A 19276-nucleotide genomic window follows, 5' to 3' on the forward strand; every position below is an offset into this window, starting at 1 on the left:
ATTGAACCAAGGTGTCCCGTCCCGATAGCTATCGGGACGGAATACCTTTCAGTGTAAATATAAACGGGTGTAGCTCAGTTGGTAGAGCACTGGTCTCCAAAACCAGGTGTCGGGAGTTCGAGTCTCTCCTCCCGTGCGAAGAAAATACGAAACGTTATGATCACTTACATAAAGGAATCATTTGAGGAACTGAGAAACAATGTCACATGGCTGGATCGTGAACGTGCATCCAACCTAATGGTCGTGGTTGCTGTATTTTCCATATTGTTCGCATTGGCCACATGGGGCGTGGACAGTCTTTTCAGTAAGTTGATCAGTCTGTATTTTGAAAAAATAATAGGGTAGATGGGTATGTCTGAGGTTCTGGAGAAAAAATGGTATGTGGTACGGGCAGTCAGTGGCCAAGAGAATAAGATCAAGGGCTACATTGAGAGTGAGGTGGAACGAAATGGATTTGGAGACTACCTAGAGGAAGTATTGGTCCCCACGGAAAAGGTGGTGCAGATCAGAAATGGAAAAAAGATAAGCAAGGAACGGGTGTATTTCCCGGGTTATATAATGATCAAGGCTAACTTGGGAGGGGAAATGGTGCACATCATCAAATCCATCACTAATGTTATCGGCTTTTTGGGAGAGACCAAGGGAGGTGATCCAGTACCCTTGAGAAAATCCGAGGTAAACCGAATGTTAGGTAAAGTGGATGAGCTTGCGGTCAATACAGACAATGTGGCCATTCCATTTGTGTTGGGTGAAACTGTAAAGGTTATTGATGGACCTTTCAACGGATTCAACGGGACCGTGGAGAAAATCAATGAAGAAAAGCGTAAGCTTGAGGTAATGGTAAAGATTTTCGGAAGAAAAACGCCATTGGAACTCAGCTATATGCAGGTAGAGAAAGTGTAAGAATCAGAAATCAGAGGTCTGAATTCTGACATCTGTAAAAATAATAGAGCTGTTACATATATAAAGTTGTGTTGCTTCCAATTGACACACTTTCATTTTAACTAAAAACAATGGCAAAAGAAGTAGATAAGGTAGTTAAATTACAAGTTAGGGGAGGTGCTGCGAATCCATCGCCACCGGTTGGACCCGCCTTAGGTGCTGCCGGTGTCAACATCATGGAGTTCTGCAAGCAGTTCAATGCACGTACGCAGGACAAACCAGGCAAGGTATTGCCCGTTGTGATCACCGTTTACAAAGACAAATCTTTCGAGTTTGTCGTAAAAACACCACCAGCGGCAGTTCAATTGATGGAAGCAGCTAAGATTAAAAAAGGATCTGGCGAACCTAACAGGGTAAAAAACGGTTCAGTGAGCTGGGATCAGGTAAAGACCATAGCGGAGGACAAAATGGTGGACTTAAATGCGTTCACTGTTGAATCTGCAATGAGTATGGTTGCCGGTACCGCGCGCTCCATGGGTCTCAAAGTATCCGGTAAAAGACCTTTTTAAAATCTTAAAGCAATTTATAAATGGCAAGATTGACGAAAAAGCAGAAAGAAGCCCAAGCCAAGATAGATAGGAACAAACTCTATTCGCTGCAAGAGGCATCAGCTTTGATAAAAGAAATTACCAATGTAAAGTTTGACGCTTCCGTTGACATTGCAGTTCGTTTGGGCGTAGATCCACGAAAAGCAAATCAAATGGTGCGTGGCGTTGTTACCCTTCCTCACGGAACAGGTAAGGACGTAAAGGTTTTGGCATTGGTGACCCCGGACAAGGAAGCAGAAGCCAAAGAGGCTGGTGCAGACTTTGTAGGGTTGGATGAATATTTGGATAAGATAAAAGGCGGTTGGACCGATGTTGATGTAATCATCACCATGCCAAGCGTTATGGGTAAATTAGGACCATTGGGCCGTATTCTTGGACCAAGGGGATTGATGCCCAATCCAAAGACGGGAACCGTTACCATGGACGTGGCCAAGGCCGTGTCCGATGTAAAGGCCGGTAAAATAGATTTTAAAGTGGACAAAACGGGAATCGTTCATGCTGCCATAGGCAAGGCATCCTTTTCCGCAGATAAAATTGCAGGCAATGCCAAGGAATTGATAGATACCTTGGTAAAACTGAAGCCTACAGCTGCCAAAGGGGTGTATATGAAGAGCATCTACATGTCCAGCACCATGAGTCCCAGTGTTCAACTAGATCCAAAAGCAGTTTAATAACTGGTAGTTCAATATTTTAGTTATGACAAGAGAAGAAAAAGCAATCGTAATAGAAGATTTGACTGCACAGTTGGCCGATAACGCTAATATTTATTTGGCGGACATATCAGGTTTGGATGCCGTTGCCACTTCTAACTTAAGAAGGGCATGCTTCAAGGCAAACATTAAGCTTGCAGTTGTAAAGAACACCTTGCTTGCAAAAGCAATGGAAGCTTCAGATAAGGAATTCGGCGAACTTCCCACCGTGTTGAAGGGCAATACTTCATTGATGTTGTCCGAAACAGGGAACGCACCCGCTAAACTTATCAAAACCTTTAGAAAAAAATCAGATAAGCCATTACTCAAGGGAGCTTTTATAGCAGAAGCTATCTACTTGGGGGATGAGAACCTCGACGCACTTGTTAACATCAAGTCCAAAGAGGAAGTCATCGGGGACATCATTGGATTGTTGCAGTCCCCTGCTAAGAACGTTATTTCTGGACTTAAGTCCGGAGGTGGAAAATTGGCGGGTATCCTTAAGACCTTATCTGAGAAATAATTCGCGCACAATAAACTAAGTATATTTTAAAATTTTTATTAAACGATAGAAAAATGGCAGATTTAAAAGATTTTGCAGAACAGTTGGTTAACCTTACCGTAAAGGAAGTAAATGAATTGGCCAACATATTGAAAGAAGAGTACGGTATTGAGCCTGCAGCCGCCGCAGTAGCTGTTGCCGCTGGCGGTGCCGCTGGTGGTGGAGAGGCTGAGGCCGCTGAGGAAAAATCAGAATTTGATGTAATCCTTAAGGCCGCTGGTGCTTCCAAATTGGCAGTTGTAAAACTGGTTAAGGAATTGACCGGTCTAGGATTGAAAGATGCTAAGGACATCGTTGACAGCGCTCCTAAAGCTGTTAAAGAAGGTGTTTCCAAAGATGAGGCAGAGGGCATCAAAAAATCATTGGAAGAAGCAGGAGCAGAAGTTGAGCTTAAATAATAGCTTTTACCATACAAATTTGGTTAAGGTCTTTCCATAAAAATGGTTAGGCCTTAGCCTATTTAATAAGGAGTGTATGAAGCCATGCACCGACCCATAGAATATTCACGATCAAAATTTGTCCATTGATGTTCACAAACACTACTGAAAGAGTAAATTTCGCATCCGCTAAGAACATACCGGAATACCCGGATTTCTTGGACATTCAGATAAAGTCCTTTCAAGACTTTTTTCAGCTTGAAACCAAATCTGACGAAAGAGGAAACGAAGGTCTCTACAACACCTTCATGGAAAATTTTCCAATCACCGATACCAGAAACCAGTTTGTACTGGAGTTTTTGGATTATTTCGTAGATCCACCCAGATATTCCATCCAAGAATGTATAGAACGTGGACTTACCTACAGCGTGCCACTCAAGGCTCGTTTAAAACTTTATTGTACCGATCCAGAGCACGAGGATTTTGAGACCATCGTCCAAGACGTGTATTTGGGTACCATCCCATACATGACACCCAGCGGCACATTTGTGATCAACGGTGCGGAACGTGTTGTGGTTTCGCAATTGCACAGATCCCCAGGGGTGTTCTTTGGACAGTCCTTCCATGCCAATGGAACAAAACTATATTCTGCAAGGGTAATCCCCTTCAAAGGTTCCTGGATCGAATTTGCTACCGATATCAACAGCGTTATGTACGCCTATATCGATAGAAAGAAAAAATTACCTGTAACCACCCTTTTCCGTGCCATTGGATTTGAGCGCGACAAAGATATTTTGGAAATTTTTGACCTCTCGGAGGAAGTAAAAGTTTCCAAAGCGGGACTTAAAAAGGTATTGGGCCGCAAGCTGGCCGCTAGGGTGTTGAACACATGGCACGAAGATTTCGTGGATGAGGATACAGGAGAGGTAGTTTCCATTGAACGAAACGAGATTATCCTAGATCGTGACACCGTGTTGGAAAAGGAGCATTTGGACCAGATCATTGAGGCCGATGTAAAGACCATCCTTCTTCACAAGGAGAACAATGCGCAGTCTGACTATGCCATTATCCACAATACCTTGCAAAAAGACCCTACCAACTCCGAAAAGGAAGCGGTAGAGCACATCTACAGACAGCTACGTAACGCCGAACCGCCAGATGAGGAAACCGCACGTGGAATCATCGATAAGTTGTTCTTCTCCGAACAGCGATATAGCCTTGGAGAAGTTGGCCGTTACCGAATGAACAAGAAATTGGGCTTGGATATCGGTATGGACAAAGAAGTCCTTACCAAAGAAGATATCATCACCATTATCAAATACTTGATCGAGTTGATCAACTCCAAAGCGGAGATTGATGACATCGACCACTTGTCCAACCGACGGGTAAGAACCGTAGGCGAGCAGTTGTCCCAACAGTTCGGTGTAGGTTTGGCGCGTATGGCCCGTACCATTCGTGAGCGAATGAACGTTCGGGACAACGAAGTCTTTACCCCGATTGATTTGATCAATGCCAAGACTTTGTCTTCCGTGATCAACTCATTCTTCGGAACCAACCAGTTGTCCCAGTTCATGGACCAGACCAACCCGTTGGCCGAGATTACTCATAAAAGAAGATTGTCCGCACTTGGACCAGGAGGTCTTTCCCGTGAAAGAGCCGGATTCGAGGTACGTGACGTTCACTATACACACTATGGAAGACTGTGTCCCATTGAAACACCGGAAGGACCGAATATCGGTTTGATTTCTTCACTTTCGGTATTTGCCAAGGTGAACAACATGGGCTTCCTGGAAACACCCTACCGAAAGGTGGAAAGTGGAAAAGTGGATGTAAAGAACCATATTTATCTAAGTGCCGAGGAAGAAGAAGGCATGAAGATTGCCCAGGCCAACATCCCATTAAAGGATGATGGGACCATAGATCGTGAAAAGGTTATTGCACGTGATGAGGGGGATTTCCCGGTGGTTGATCCATCCGAGGTAAATTATACCGATGTGGCACCCAACCAGATTGCATCGATTTCCGCATCATTGATTCCCTTCTTGGAGCATGATGATGCGAACCGTGCGTTGATGGGATCAAACATGATGCGCCAGGCAGTTCCTTTGTTGCGACCAGAATCGCCTATTGTTGGTACTGGTCTTGAAAGACAAGTGGCTACCGATTCGCGTGTATTGATCAATGCTGAGGGAGATGGTGTCGTTGAATATGTGGATGCACACAAGATTACCATCAAATATAGCAGAACCGAGGAGGAACGTCTGGTAAGTTTTGAAGAAGACTCCAAAACATACGAACTCGTAAAATTCAGAAAGACCAACCAAGGGACCAGCATCAACCTAAAACCAATCGTTAGAAAAGGCGACAAGGTGAAAAAAGGTCAGGTACTTTGCGAAGGCTATGCCACCGAAAAAGGCGAATTGGCCTTGGGTAGAAATATGAAGGTAGCCTTCATGCCTTGGAAAGGATATAACTTTGAGGATGCCATCGTAATCTCTGAAAAAGCGGTTCGGGAGGACATCTTTACTTCCATCCACATTGATGAGTATGCCCTTGAGGTAAGGGATACCAAGCTGGGTGCGGAGGAGTTGACGAATGATATTCCAAACGTATCCGAAGAGGCAACCAAAGACCTTGACGAGTATGGTATGATCCGTATCGGGGCCGAGGTTAAGCCTGGGGATATTCTGATTGGTAAGATTACTCCAAAAGGAGAATCAGACCCAACACCGGAAGAAAAACTGTTGCGTGCCATCTTTGGTGACAAGGCCGGTGACGTGAAAGATGCCTCTTTGAAAGCTTCACCTTCATTGCGCGGGGTGGTCATCGATAAGAAATTATTCTCACGCTCCATCAAGGACAAGAGAAAACGTTCCGAGGACAAGGAAGCCATCGCAAGATTGGAAATGGATTATGAGGTGAAGTTCCAACAGCTGAAAGACGTTTTGATCGATAAACTGTTCGGTCTTGTTAATGGAAAGACATCACAAGGCGTCATGAACGATTTGGGCGAGGAAGTGTTGCCAAAAGGAAAGAAGTACACCATCAAAATGCTGAATGCGGTCGATGATTTCGCCCATTTGGTAGGTGGAAGCTGGACCACGGATGATGCAACCAATACGCTGGTGGCCGATTTGTTGCACAACTATAAGATTAAGTTGAACGATATTCAAGGTAACCTTAGAAGGGACAAGTTCACCATCTCCGTAGGGGATGAACTCCCAGCGGGTATCATGAAACTGGCCAAAGTATACATCGCCAAAAAGCGCAAGCTGAAAGTGGGTGATAAAATGGCCGGTCGCCACGGTAACAAAGGTATTGTTGCACGGATCGTTCGTCAGGAAGACATGCCGTTCTTGGAGGACGGAACCCCTGTTGATATCGTTTTGAACCCATTGGGTGTGCCTTCGAGGATGAACATTGGTCAGATTTACGAAACCGTTTTGGGTTGGGCCGGACTTAAATTGGGCGAGAAATATGGAACCCCAATTTTTGATGGTGCTACATTGGATCAAATCAACGAACTCACCGACAAGGCCGGAGTTCCACGATTTGGACATACCTATCTATATGATGGTGGAACGGGACAACGTTTTGATCAAGCTGCGACCGTAGGGGTTATCTACATGCTGAAATTAGGACACATGGTAGATGATAAGATGCACGCAAGATCCATTGGACCATACTCCCTGATTACACAACAACCTTTGGGTGGTAAGGCCCAGTTCGGTGGTCAGCGATTTGGAGAGATGGAAGTTTGGGCTCTCGAGGCTTATGGCGCTTCATCAACCCTTAGGGAAATATTGACTGTTAAGTCCGATGATGTTATCGGTAGGGCCAAGACCTATGAATCCATTGTGAAGGGCGAGACCATGCCGGAACCTGGATTACCAGAATCTTTCAACGTATTGATGCACGAGCTCAAAGGCTTGGGCTTGGATATCAGATTGGAGGAGTAGAATACTATACTTATTAATTATATCATCACCATATTGTTATGGCTAGAATAAAAGACAATAACGCACCAAAAAGGTTCAATAAAATTTCAATAGGATTGGCATCTCCGGAGGCCATCTTGGCGGAATCCCGAGGAGAGGTATTGAAACCGGAAACCATTAACTACAGAACGCACAAGCCCGAGCGCGATGGATTGTTCTGCGAGCGTATTTTTGGTCCTGTCAAGGATTATGAGTGTGCCTGTGGTAAGTACAAGCGTATCCGGTACCGAGGTATTGTTTGTGACCGTTGTGGTGTTGAGGTAACCGAGAAGAAGGTTCGTAGGGATCGGGTCGGGCACATCAACCTTGTTGTGCCAGTGGCACACATTTGGTATTTCCGCTCGTTGCCGAACAAGATAGGTTACCTTTTGGGACTGCCTTCCAAAAAACTGGATATGATCATCTATTATGAAAGATATGTGGTCATCCAACCAGGTATTGCAAAAGGCCCGGAAGGCGAGGAGATCCAGAAAATGGATTTCCTAACCGAAGAGGAATACCTGAACATCTTGGAATCCCTTCCATCGGAAAACCAATATTTGGAGGATAGTGATCCCAATAAGTTCATTGCTAAAATGGGAGCGGAATGTTTGATTGACCTATTGTCCAGAATCGATTTGGAACAATTGTCGTACGAACTGCGCCACAAAGCCAATACCGAGACTTCCAAGCAGCGAAAAACAGAAGCGCTCAAGCGACTTCAAGTGGTGGAGGCACTTCGTGAGTCCCAAGATAATAGGGAAAACAAAGCAGAGTGGATGATCATGAAGGTAATCCCTGTGATCCCACCAGAGTTGCGACCATTGGTTCCCTTGGATGGAGGCCGTTTTGCCACTTCGGATTTGAACGATCTATACCGCAGGGTAATCATCCGTAACAACCGTTTGAAACGATTGATGGAGATCAAGGCCCCAGAGGTAATCTTGAGGAACGAGAAACGTATGCTCCAAGAAGCTGTGGATTCCCTTTTCGACAATACAAGAAAAGCTTCCGCGGTTAAAACAGAATCCAATAGGCCGTTGAAGTCCCTTTCCGATTCGTTGAAAGGAAAACAAGGTCGTTTCCGTCAAAACTTGCTCGGTAAGCGTGTGGATTATTCTGCCCGTTCCGTGATTGTTGTTGGACCGGAAATGAAATTGTACGAATGCGGTCTTCCAAAAGACATGGCAGCGGAGCTTTACAAACCTTTTGTAATCCGTAAGTTGATTGAAAGAGGTATCGTAAAGACCGTAAAATCGGCCAAAAAGATAATTGATAAAAAAGAGCCTGTTGTTTGGGATATTTTGGACAACGTGATCAAAGGGCACCCAGTACTATTGAACCGGGCCCCCACATTGCACCGTTTGGGTATCCAGGCATTTCAGCCCAAATTGATAGAGGGTAAAGCCATTCGTTTGCACCCATTGGCCTGTACCGCATTCAATGCGGATTTTGATGGGGACCAAATGGCGGTGCACCTTCCATTGGGTCCAGAGGCCATTTTGGAAGCACAGCTTTTGATGTTGGCCTCCCAGAATATATTGAACCCAGCAAACGGTTCTCCGATTACTGTACCCTCCCAGGATATGGTATTGGGACTGTACTACATGACCAAGGAGAGAAAATCGACCCCAGAAGTGCCTGTGAAAGGGGAAGGCCTTACTTTCTACTCAGATGAGGAAGTTGTAATTGCCTTCAACGAAGGAAAGGTTGAGTTAAATGCCGGAATCAAGGTTAGGGTAAAGGACTTTAACAAAGAAGGTGAACTGGTCAACCAGATCATCGAGACTACCGTAGGTAGAGTATTGTTCAACAGCGTGGTCCCTGAAAAGGCTGGATATATCAACACCGTATTGAACAAAAAAGCCTTGAGAAATATCATCGGCGATATTTTGGCGGTGACCGATGTTCCCACCACTGCGGAGTTTTTGGACAAGATCAAGACCATGGGATATGAGTTCGCTTTTAAAGGCGGTCTGTCCTTCAGTTTGGGAGATATTATTATCCCGGAGGAGAAAAATGAAATGATTGCCGACGCCAACGAGCAGGTTGATGGCATCATGATGAACTATAACATGGGATTGATAACCAACAACGAGCGATACAACCAGGTAATCGACGTTTGGACATCAACCAATGCCATGTTGACCGAGCTGGCCATGAAGCGAATTCGGGAAGATCAGCAAGGATTCAACTCTGTGTACATGATGTTGGATTCCGGTGCGAGGGGTTCCAAGGAGCAGATTCGCCAGTTGACCGGTATGCGTGGACTGATGGCCAAGCCCAAAAAATCGACAGCCGGAGGCGGAGAGATCATTGAAAACCCGATTCTTTCCAACTTTAAGGAAGGACTTTCCATTTTGGAATACTTTATCTCTACCCACGGTGCACGTAAAGGACTTGCGGATACCGCATTGAAAACAGCGGATGCCGGATACCTTACCCGTCGTTTGGTGGATGTTTCTCAAGATGTGATCATCAACATAGAGGATTGTGGCACACTCAGGGGAATAGAGGTAGAAGCCTTGAAGAAGAATGAAGAAGTGGTGGAGACACTGGGAGAAAGAATCCTGGGACGTGTTTCATTGCATGATGTATACAACCCGCTAACGGAAGAATTGGTGTTGAGGGCCGGACAGGAAATTTCCGAGGCCGATGTGAAGAAAATTGAGGACACACCCATTGAAAAAGTAGAGGTTCGTTCAGCATTGACCTGCGAAGCAGCAAAAGGAATCTGTTCCAAGTGCTATGGACGTAACCTGGCCACCAATAAGATGGTTCAGCGAGGTGAGGCCGTTGGTGTAATAGCTGCACAATCCATTGGGGAACCAGGAACGCAGTTGACCTTGCGTACGTTCCACGTGGGAGGTATCGCAGGTAACATTTCCGAGGAAAGCAAATTGGAATCCAAGTTTGGTGGAATCGCGGAAATAGAAGACTTGAGGGTAGTGGAAGGAGAGAACAGTGAAGGCAAAAAAGCGGACATTGTGATTTCCAGAACCTCTGAAATCAAGATCATTGATGCCAAAACAGGCATAACCCTGAGCACCAACAACATTCCTTACGGATCTCAGTTGTTCGTAAAAAATGGCGCAACGGTGAAAAAGGGCGAGGTAATTTGCCAATGGGATCCCTATAATGGTGTTATTGTTTCCGAGTTCACGGGTGAGATTGCCTATGAAAATATTGAGCAGGGTGTTACCTACCAAGTGGAAATCGATGAGCAAACAGGTTTCCAGGAGAAGGTTATTTCTGAATCCAGAAACAAGAAGCTTATCCCAACGCTATTGATCAAAGATGGTAAGGGAGAAACATTGCGTTCATACAACTTGCCGGTAGGTTCCCACTTGATGGTGGACAACGGCGAGAAAATCAAGGAAGGAAAGATTTTGGTCAAGATACCACGTAAATCCGCCAAAGCTGGTGACATTACAGGTGGTCTTCCACGGGTTACGGAGTTGTTCGAAGCTCGAAACCCTTCCAATCCAGCAGTGGTTTCAGAAATCGATGGTGTGGTTTCCTTCGGAAAAATCAAGCGAGGTAACCGGGAAATCGTCATCGAGTCCAAAACAGGTGAGATCAAAAAGTATCTGGTAAAACTCTCCAATCAAATTTTGGTACAGGAGAACGATTATGTACGGGCAGGAATGGCGCTTTCAGATGGTTCCATCACTCCTGAGGATATTTTGGCCATCAAAGGACCATCCGCGGTTCAACAGTACCTGGTGAACGAGGTTCAGGAAGTGTACCGTTTGCAAGGGGTGAAAATCAACGACAAGCACTTTGAAGTTGTTGTGAGACAGATGATGAGAAAGGTACGGATTGAAGATTCCGGGGACACTACGTTCTTGGAGAACCAATTGGTGCACAAAGACGATTTCATCCAAGAGAATGACGAGATTTTCGGAATGAAAGTGGTAGAGGATGCAGGCGATTCCGAAAGATTGAAGCCAGGCCAGATCATCTCGGCCAGGGAGCTTCGTGATGAAAACTCCATTTTGAAAAGAGAGGACAAGACCTTGGTTACGGCCAGGGATGCTGTTGCGGCCACCGCAACCCCGATCTTGCAGGGTATCACACGGGCTTCATTGCAAACCAAGTCATTTATCTCTGCGGCATCGTTCCAGGAGACCACCAAGGTGTTGAACGAAGCTGCCGTAAGCGGTAAGATCGATGACCTAGAAGGGTTGAAGGAAAATGTAATCGTAGGACATAAAATTCCAGCCGGTACCGGTATGCGGGATTATGACAGCATCATCGTAGGATCTAAGGAGGAATACGATGAGATCATGGCCCGAAAAGAGGAATTCAAATTTTAAAATGCAAACCCTGGCCTTGGTCAGGGTTTTCTTTTTTAATTTATAAAATGAAATTATGGCAGAAAAAAAACAGCACCAAAAACAACTCAATATTGAACTGGATGAAAAAACGGCAGAGGGAATCTATTCCAATTTGGCCATTATCAATCATTCGGCCTCCGAATTTGTTGTTGATTTCATAAGCATGATGCCCGGTGCACCAAAGGCAAAAGTGAAGAGCCGTATAGTTCTAACACCACAACATGCCAAAAAATTCTTGAAGGCCTTGAATGACAATGTTGCCCGATTTGAAAAAGCACATGGTCCCATTCAGGACTATGAGCAACCCCACATCCCATTGAATTTTGGGCCCACTGGGGAAGCATAGCATAAAAAAACCTGACTTCTTGGTCAGGTTTTTTTTATGTTTTTTTAAAAATGCATCAGCTTAGCCATCCCTTTTGAATGCCCTTTTTGGACAAAAGGACCAACAAAACACCAACCACGACCACAACAATGGGCATAAAAATTGCCTGGTTTCCATAAACTTCAATCGCATTGCTTAGGAAAAGGTTGTAGATGAACTGGCCAACAATACCCAATAGGGAAATGATAAACACAGTTTTGGCCCATTTTTTTCTTAGCAAAAGGGCTATGCATCCCAAGGTGCCCCCGAAAACCGCAATGGCAAATGCAGCGGTAACCCAAGCCGGTTGTCCTTCAAAAAGTTCACGTTGGGCCTGTGTCATCTTTTCAAGGTCCTCAATGCTCATATAGGCCTGGCCCAAATAGGCCATCACACCCATAATGTTCCATACTAGGGCAAGAACGCCCACCACCCAGAACCAAACGGGCGGTTTATTGGTAGAATCAGTACTCATAATAATGGTTATTTAGTGATTAACGAGGTAGAAAGTACAAAAAAAGTTGACACACAGGTACTTTTCCTCAAAAGTGGAGGGCTTTGATTGCCATTAATAACTTTTCTTTTATACTGTGGTTTCAGAAGTAAACCGAAGCTTTACCGAAGGATATTTTTGTTGCGTCATTTGCAAGGAAAAGGCAGAATCCGCCAAAAAAACAAGCTGCCCCCGTTTGTCCGTCGCCAAGAATTTTTGTTTAACCCGTTTGAACTCCTTGAATTCCTCATTTTGCTCATTTTCTGGATCTACCCAACAGGCTTTATGTACCGGGAAGTTCTCATAAGTGCATTTTGCCCCATATTCGTGCTCCAAACGGTATTGGATAACCTCATATTGCAATGCCCCAACCGTTCCAATGACCTTCCTGCCATTCATTTCCAAGGTGAAAAGCTGTGCCACCCCCTCATCCATGAGCTGGTCAATGCCCTTGTTCAATTGCTTGGCCTTCATGGGGTCGGCATTGTTTATATACCTAAAGTGCTCTGGGGAAAAGCTAGGGATTCCTTTATAATGCAGGTGCTCGCCACTGGTCAAGGTGTCGCCGATCTTGAAGTTGCCAGTATCGTGCAAGCCTACAATGTCCCCGGGATAGGATACATCCACAATCTCTTTTTTCTCAGCAAAGAAGGCATTGGGACTTGAAAATTTCAGTTTTTTGTCATGCCGTACATGCAAATAGGGCGTGTTTCTTTCAAAAGTACCGGAAACCACCTTGATAAAGGCAAGCCGGTCACGATGCTTGGGATCCATGTTGGCATGGATCTTAAAAACAAAACCGGAAAAATCCTTCTCATTGGCCTTAACCAATCGCTCTTCTGCCATCTTGGGTCTAGGTGGGGGAGCAATGTCCACAAAACAATCAAGAAGCTCACGCACGCCAAAATTATTGAGCGCTGAACCAAAAAACACCGGTTGCAATTCACCCTTCAAATAGGCCTCCTTGTCAAATTCGGGATAAACACCGTCTACCAACTCTAGGTTATCCCTCAGGCTTTCAGCAGCCGAAGTTCCAATGATTTTTTCCAATTCCCGACTATCAATGTCGTCAAAAGCGATGGTTTCCTCAATGTTCTTTTTACTATTACCACTGAACAGATTGATGTTTTTTTCATAAATGTTGTAAATGCCTTTAAAGTCATAGCCCATGCCAATGGGAAAACTCAAGGGAGTTACGGTAAGGCCCAACTTTTGTTCCACTTCGTCCAAGAGGTCAAAAGCGTCCTTGCCCTCGCGGTCCAGCTTGTTGATGAAAACGATCATGGGGATGTTCCGCATGCGACAGACCTCCACCAATTTTTCGGTCTGTTCTTCCACACCTTTGGCCACATCGATCACCACGATCACACTATCCACAGCGGTTAGCGTTCTAAAGGTATCCTCTGCAAAATCTTTGTGCCCAGGGGTGTCCAAAATATTGATTTTCTTGTTTTTGTAGTTAAACGCCAATACCGAGGTGGCAACGGAGATACCTCTTTGCCGTTCAATTTCCATAAAATCACTTGTGGCGGACTTCTTTATCTTATTGCTTTTTACGGCACCAGCCTCCTGAATGGCCCCCCCGAAGAGAAGCAACTTTTCGGTCAAGGTGGTTTTTCCGGCATCCGGGTGCGAAATAATGCCAAAAGTGCGACGTCTCGCTATTTCCTTTTCAAAATCCATCAACAAAAATTTCGGCAAAAATAGCGTAATTAAAACTTTTACAAGGCTTGGACATAAATGATTGATGACTGTTGATAGTTAAGAGAAAAAAAGAAGCGGCCACAATCATAAAAACACAAAAAAGAGATGTATTTTCATTGCTTGTTTTGGTTGACAGCATGGGAGGGCAAACGAAGCTTTCCCAATGGAGTCCATCCAAGGAAATTTTTGGCAGCTAATGATGATGAATAAGCTTTTTGTCGATAATAATAGGCGATTAAGTATAAATGCATTAATTATGTAGCCATTTTGGACTTGGTGTGCACGTATTGCTCAAATCAAGACAAAATATTACTGAGAACCCCAATTTTCTTACACTTACGAGAACTACAGGCCATGGTGATTAGTTGACCAAAACTTATCATTTATGGAGAACATTACTTTCACGGATTTTGGGAAAAGAAGCCTGAATATAATTTTCCTTGTCCTTGTACTCACCTTATACCCAACCATTGTTTCTTTCAATGGCTCATCTAACAACGCTTTGGTGCCTCCTTCAAACTATGTGGATACCGATGGCGATGGAATATCTGATGACAAAGATTTGGATGACGATGGCGATGGCATCATTGACACTGTGGAGGATTCCAATAAAGATGGGGACGGCAGTTGCACGACCCAACCTTCAGATCAGGACAATGATGGTATTCCCGATTATTTGGATATCGACTCGGACAATGATGGGATAATAGACAATGTGGAGGCACAGACCACAGAAGGATACATCCCGCCATCTTGCGAGGATAAAAACCACAATGGCCTGGATGATGCTTATGAAGTTCCCTACGGGAATTGTGAAGGATTGACCCCTGTGGACACCGATGGGGATGGAGTGCCAGATTATAAAGATGTCGATTCCGACAATGACGGCATCATTGACAATGTGGAGGCGCAGTCATCAGCAGACTTTATCGCCCTCTCTGGTAAGGACTATAACCAAAATGGCTTGGATGACGCCTATGAACCCCAAGGTGATGGCACCTGTGACTTCAACGGCAAGAATTCAAATTACAAAGGAGCCGACAAAGTGGAACTTTGTCATAAAGAAGATAAGAGTTATAAAAATCCACGACAAGGATACCATACCATAAGTGTTGCTCCAGCGGCGGTCCAGGCACACCTGAATCATGGAGATACGTTGGGCGCCTGCGAGGAATCCTGTCCTTTTATAGGAGGCCTTCAACCTGTGGACACCGATTCGGATGGCATAGCCGACTACAGGGATATCGATTCTGACGATGATGGAATAGTGGACAATATAGAGGCCCAACATGTGGATAACTATATTCCACCCAGCGGCATGGATACGGATGGAAATGGGCTGGATGATCAATACGAAGAGTACCCTGGTTCTTGTGGGGGAATTGTACCCATCAATTCAGATCAGGACCCGCTTCCTAATTTTAGGGATATTGATAGCGATGATGATGGTATTCCAGACAATGTGGAAGGCCAAACAACCGCGGGATATATTCCACCCTCTGGAAATGACACCGATCAAGATGGCTTGGATGATGCTTATGAAAATGATGGTATAATTCCGGTCGATACAGACGGGGATGGTACACCTGACTACTTGGATGATGACACCGATAATGACCTTGTCGCTGATAACAATGAAGGGAATGACTTCAATTTTGATGGTATTCCGGATCAGACCTACACAGGAACCGATACGGATAACGACGGTCTGGATGATGGTTATGAGGGTAGTGATATAAATGACGGCTATGATGTTAATGATGAAATTGATGACCCAGCGAACGATTTACCCGACACCGATGGTACAGAAGACGTAAACTATCGTGATATTGACGACGACGGTGATGGAATAGACACCCCAGATGAGGATGCTGACGGTGACGGTGACCCCACCAACGATGATACGGACGAAGATGGCACACCCGATTATCTTGATCCTGACATGGGCAACGTGATCGATGCGGTGGACGACACCTTTGTCACGGATGGTTCCGGCGGCACGGTACCGGATGCCAACATGCTGGACAACGACACCCTGGACGGTGGTCCCGTGACCTTGGAGGATGTCATCCTGACCTCGACCCCCACGGACGAGCTGACCATCAATGAAGATGGCAGTGTTACCGTTGCCGAGGGCACCCCGGAGGGCACCTATACCATAGAATATACCATCTGCGAGATCGCGGACCCCGACAACTGCGACACGGCCACGGTGACCGTGACGGTGGACCCCGGCATGGGCAACGTGATCGATGCGGTGGACGACACCTTTGCCACGGATGGTTCCGGTGGCACGGTACCGGATGCCAACGTGCTGGACAACGACACCCTGGACGGCGGCCCCGTGACCCTGGAGGACGTCATCCTGACCTCGACCCCCACGGACGAGCTGACCATCAACCCCGACGGCAGTGTTACCGTTGCCGAGGGCACCCCTGAGGGCACCTATACCATAGAATATACCATCTGCGAGATCGCGGACCCCGACAACTGTGACACGGGCACGGTGACCGTGACGGTTGACCCCGGCATGGGCAATGTGATCGATGCTGTGGACGACACCTTTGTCACGGACGGTTCCGGTGGCACGGTACCGGATGCCAACGTGCTGGACAACGACACCCTGGACGGCGGCCCCGTGACCCTGGAGGACGTCATCCTGACCTCGACCCCGACGGACGAGCTGACCATCAACCCCGACGGCAGTGTTACAGTTGCCGAGGGCACCCCTGAGGGCACCTACACCATAGAGTACACCATCTGCGAGATCGCGGACCCCGACAACTGCGACACGGCCACGGTGACCGTGACGGTTGACCCCGGCATGGGCAATGTGATCGATGCTGTGGACGACACCTTTGTCACGGATGGTTCCGGCGGCACGGTACCGGATGCCAACGTGCTGGACAACGACACCCTGGACGGCGGCCCCGTGACCCTGGAGGACGTCATCCTGACCTCGACCCCGACGGACGAGCTGACCATCAACCCCGACGGCAGTGTTACCGTTGCCGAGGGCACCCCTGAGGGCACCTACACCATAGAGTACACCATCTGCGAGATAGCGGACCCCGACAACTGCGACACGGGCACGGTGACCGTGATGGTGGACCCCGGCATGGGCAATGTGATCGATGCGGTGGACGACACCTTTGCCACGGATGGTTCCGGTGGCACGGTACCGGATGCCAACGTGCTGGACAACGACACCCTGGACGGCGGCCCCGTGACCCTGGAGGACGTCATCCTGACCTCGACCCCCACGGACGAGCTGACCATCAACCCCGACGGCAGTGTTACCGTTGCCGAGGGCACCCCCGAGGGCACCTACACCATAGAATACACCATCTGCGAGATAGCGGACCCCGACAACTGTGACACGGGCACGGTGACCGTGACGGTTGACCCCGGCATGGGCAACGTGATCGATGCGGTGGACGACACCTTTGTGACGGACGGTACCGGCGGCACGGTACCGGATGCCAACGTGCTGGACAACGACACCCTGGACGGCGGCCCCGTGACCCTGGAGGACGTCATCCTGACCTCGACCCCCACGGACGAGCTGACCATCAACCCCGACGGCAGTGTTACCGTTGCCGAGGGTACCCCCGAGGGCACCTATACCATAGAATATACCATCTGCGAGATAGCGGACCCCGACAACTGCGACACGGGCACGGTGACCGTGACGGTGGACCCCGGCATGGGCAATGTTATCGATGCGGTGGACGACACCTTTGTGACGGATGGTTCCGGCGGCACGGTACCGGATGCCAACGTGCTGGACAACGACACCCTGGACGGCGGCCCCGTGACCCTGGAGGACGTCATCCTGACCTCGACCCCCACGGACGAGCTGACCATCAACGCGGACGGCAGCGTGAGCGTTGCCGAGGGCACCCCCGAGGGCACCTACACCATAGAGTACACCATCTGCGAGATCGCGGACCCCGACAACTGCGACACGGGCACGGTGACGGTTCTTGTCGAGGAAGTTCCAGAGGACGAAGAAATAGAGGTAAATCAGATGTTGACCCCAAACGGGGATTTAAAGAACGACTTTTTATTCATAAGGGGAGTCAGTAAAATTAAATCAAGCACACTTCGGATTTTCAATCGTTGGGGCGTAGCCGTTTATGAGGGTGAAGACTATGACAATGTAAGAAACGTTTTTGACGGACGTTCCCGTGGCAGGTCTTCCTTGAGTGTAAACGACTACCTTCCTGCAGGGGTATATTTTTATATATTTGACTACGAAACGGATAAGGGAAGTTTCACGGACTCCGAATACATTTATATCAGCAGGTAACACATAGCATCATAATGATTAAAAGACATTTTTTAATTTCATTTTTATTTTTAGGAGCTGTTTTCCAAAGTCTTTTGGCCCAACAGGATGCACAATATACCCAGTATATGTTCAATACCTTGAGTGTAAACCCTGCCTATGCGGGTTCCAGGGGGCAGTTGAGCTTTGCCGGTCTATATAGATCCCAATGGGTGGGCTTGGACGGCGCACCGGAAACGTTTACCATAAACCTGCACTCGCCAATTCGGAACAGCAGGTTGGGGTATGGTGTTTCAATAGTGAATGATAATATTGGGGATGGTGTTGTCCAAGAAACGTATTTGGATGCGGTGATTTCGTATACCTTGGAGTTTGCGGGGGATGCCAAGCTCTCTTTTGGATTGAAGGCGGGCGGAAATATGATCAGTTTGGATTTCAACGGCCTTCGGAATTTTGACCAGGAAGTAGTGCAGCAGGACAACATCGACAACCAGTTCAACCCCAATTTTGGTTTGGGACTGTATTATCATACGGACAGGTTTTATGCTGGGATTTCAGCGCCGAATATCTTGGAAACGGAATATTTTGACAATGACAATTCCGATGAGTCCGTCAACTTTTTGTCGGCCGAGCGAATCAACTTTTATTTTATAACAGGGTACGTCTTTGATTTTGGAGCCGATCTTAAATTTAAACCAGCACTTTTGACCAAAGCCGTTGGTGGAGCACCATTACAGGTTGATGTATCGGCCAATTTCCTCTTTGCGGACAAGTTCAATTTTGGGGCTGCCTACAGATGGGATGCCGCAGTGAGCGCATTGGCAGGATTCCAGATCACGGACCAGATTATGATTGGATTGGCCTATGACCGGGAAACTACTGATTTGGGAGGGACGCAGTTCAATGATGGTTCATTTGAGATTTTTCTGAGGCTGGAGCTGTTGAAATCATTTCAAAGGACCGTTTCACCTAGATTCTTTTAATACGGG

The 19276-nt window shown here is 46.8% G+C and carries 13 protein-coding genes and 1 tRNA gene; 12 read left to right on the forward strand and 2 right to left on the reverse strand.

The window, feature by feature from the left end; all coding sequences use genetic code 11:
• Window positions 1–63 precede the first annotated feature (63 nt).
• From K7G75_RS07370 to K7G75_RS07415, 10 genes are all read left to right on the forward strand, one after another.
• Window positions 64–136 (forward strand) — tRNA-Trp (locus K7G75_RS07370).
• Window positions 137–156: 20 nt separating this feature from the next.
• Window positions 157–345, forward strand: coding sequence for a preprotein translocase subunit SecE (secE, locus tag K7G75_RS07375; RefSeq protein ID WP_222983607.1), 189 nt, complete (start codon window positions 157–159; stop codon window positions 343–345).
• A gap of 6 nt (window positions 346–351) precedes the next feature.
• Window positions 352–903 (forward strand): transcription termination/antitermination protein NusG, encoded by a 552-nt coding sequence (gene nusG, locus K7G75_RS07380; RefSeq protein WP_222983608.1) that lies wholly within the window; start codon window positions 352–354, stop codon window positions 901–903.
• 110 nt (window positions 904–1013) lie between these two features.
• Window positions 1014–1451: a 50S ribosomal protein L11 gene (gene rplK / locus K7G75_RS07385; RefSeq protein ID WP_222983609.1), complete on the forward strand. Its 438-nt coding sequence runs from the start codon at window positions 1014–1016 to the stop codon at window positions 1449–1451.
• A gap of 20 nt (window positions 1452–1471) precedes the next feature.
• Complete coding sequence (rplA, locus tag K7G75_RS07390) at window positions 1472–2161, forward strand: 50S ribosomal protein L1 (protein ID WP_222983610.1); 690 nt, start codon at window positions 1472–1474, stop codon at window positions 2159–2161.
• A 25-nt stretch (window positions 2162–2186) separates the two neighbouring features.
• Entirely contained in the window at window positions 2187–2702 is a 516-nt protein-coding gene (gene rplJ, locus K7G75_RS07395) for a 50S ribosomal protein L10 (RefSeq protein ID WP_222983611.1), read from the forward strand.
• 53 nt (window positions 2703–2755) lie between these two features.
• A complete protein-coding gene (gene rplL / locus K7G75_RS07400; RefSeq protein WP_222983612.1) occupies window positions 2756–3139 on the forward strand; it encodes a 50S ribosomal protein L7/L12 in 384 nt (127 codons plus the stop codon).
• 128 nt (window positions 3140–3267) lie between these two features.
• Window positions 3268–7077: a DNA-directed RNA polymerase subunit beta gene (rpoB, locus tag K7G75_RS07405; RefSeq protein WP_222983613.1), complete on the forward strand. Its 3810-nt coding sequence runs from the start codon at window positions 3268–3270 to the stop codon at window positions 7075–7077.
• A gap of 38 nt (window positions 7078–7115) precedes the next feature.
• Complete coding sequence (gene rpoC / locus K7G75_RS07410; protein WP_222983614.1) at window positions 7116–11414, forward strand: DNA-directed RNA polymerase subunit beta'; 4299 nt, start codon at window positions 7116–7118, stop codon at window positions 11412–11414.
• 55 nt (window positions 11415–11469) lie between these two features.
• A complete protein-coding gene (locus K7G75_RS07415; protein WP_222983615.1) occupies window positions 11470–11781 on the forward strand; it encodes a DUF3467 domain-containing protein in 312 nt (103 codons plus the stop codon).
• Between the two features lie 55 nt (window positions 11782–11836).
• On the opposite strand, the gene K7G75_RS07420 is transcribed toward K7G75_RS07415, so the two are convergent.
• Both K7G75_RS07420 and K7G75_RS07425 read right to left on the reverse strand, forming a co-directional pair.
• The gene (locus K7G75_RS07420) at window positions 11837–12274 is read right to left on the reverse strand and encodes a hypothetical protein (protein ID WP_222983616.1); all 438 of its coding nucleotides are present in this window, start codon (window positions 12272–12274) and stop codon (window positions 11837–11839) included.
• Between the two features lie 108 nt (window positions 12275–12382).
• Window positions 12383–13975 (reverse strand): peptide chain release factor 3, encoded by a 1593-nt coding sequence (locus K7G75_RS07425; protein WP_222983617.1) that lies wholly within the window; start codon window positions 13973–13975, stop codon window positions 12383–12385.
• 406 nt (window positions 13976–14381) lie between these two features.
• Here K7G75_RS07425 and K7G75_RS07430 point away from each other — a divergent pair, with 406 nt between their 5' ends.
• On the forward strand, window positions 14382–18308 hold the full coding sequence (locus K7G75_RS07430) for a T9SS type B sorting domain-containing protein (RefSeq protein ID WP_222983618.1): 3927 nt from the start codon (window positions 14382–14384) through the stop codon (window positions 18306–18308).
• A gap of 14 nt (window positions 18309–18322) precedes the next feature.
• Entirely contained in the window at window positions 18323–19270 is a 948-nt protein-coding gene (locus tag K7G75_RS07435; RefSeq protein ID WP_222983619.1) for a PorP/SprF family type IX secretion system membrane protein, read from the forward strand.
• The last annotated feature ends 6 nt before the right edge of the window (window positions 19271–19276 follow it).

The sequence above is a fragment of the Flagellimonas meishanensis genome (genome assembly GCF_019880545.1).
GTDB classification, from domain to species: domain Bacteria; phylum Bacteroidota; class Bacteroidia; order Flavobacteriales; family Flavobacteriaceae; genus Flagellimonas; species Flagellimonas meishanensis.

Bases quoted from the DNA above. Each gene is read 5' to 3' on its own strand.
- rpoB (WP_222983613.1), top strand. From the start codon at position 3,268: ATGTTCACAAACACTACTGAAAGAGTAAATTTCGCATCCGCTAAGAAC.
- rplA (WP_222983610.1), top strand. From the start codon at position 1,472: ATGGCAAGATTGACGAAAAAGCAGAAAGAAGCCCAAGCCAAGATAGAT.
- rplK (WP_222983609.1), top strand. From the start codon at position 1,014: ATGGCAAAAGAAGTAGATAAGGTAGTTAAATTACAAGTTAGGGGAGGT.
- K7G75_RS07435 (WP_222983619.1), top strand. From the start codon at position 18,323: ATGATTAAAAGACATTTTTTAATTTCATTTTTATTTTTAGGAGCTGTT.
- rplJ (WP_222983611.1), top strand. From the start codon at position 2,187: ATGACAAGAGAAGAAAAAGCAATCGTAATAGAAGATTTGACTGCACAG.
- K7G75_RS07420 (WP_222983616.1), bottom strand. From the start codon at position 12,274: ATGAGTACTGATTCTACCAATAAACCGCCCGTTTGGTTCTGGGTGGTG.
- nusG (WP_222983608.1), top strand. From the start codon at position 352: ATGTCTGAGGTTCTGGAGAAAAAATGGTATGTGGTACGGGCAGTCAGT.
- K7G75_RS07425 (WP_222983617.1), bottom strand. From the start codon at position 13,975: ATGGATTTTGAAAAGGAAATAGCGAGACGTCGCACTTTTGGCATTATT.
- K7G75_RS07415 (WP_222983615.1), top strand. From the start codon at position 11,470: ATGGCAGAAAAAAAACAGCACCAAAAACAACTCAATATTGAACTGGAT.
- K7G75_RS07430 (WP_222983618.1), top strand. From the start codon at position 14,382: ATGGAGAACATTACTTTCACGGATTTTGGGAAAAGAAGCCTGAATATA.
- rpoC (WP_222983614.1), top strand. From the start codon at position 7,116: ATGGCTAGAATAAAAGACAATAACGCACCAAAAAGGTTCAATAAAATT.
- secE (WP_222983607.1), top strand. From the start codon at position 157: ATGATCACTTACATAAAGGAATCATTTGAGGAACTGAGAAACAATGTC.
- rplL (WP_222983612.1), top strand. From the start codon at position 2,756: ATGGCAGATTTAAAAGATTTTGCAGAACAGTTGGTTAACCTTACCGTA.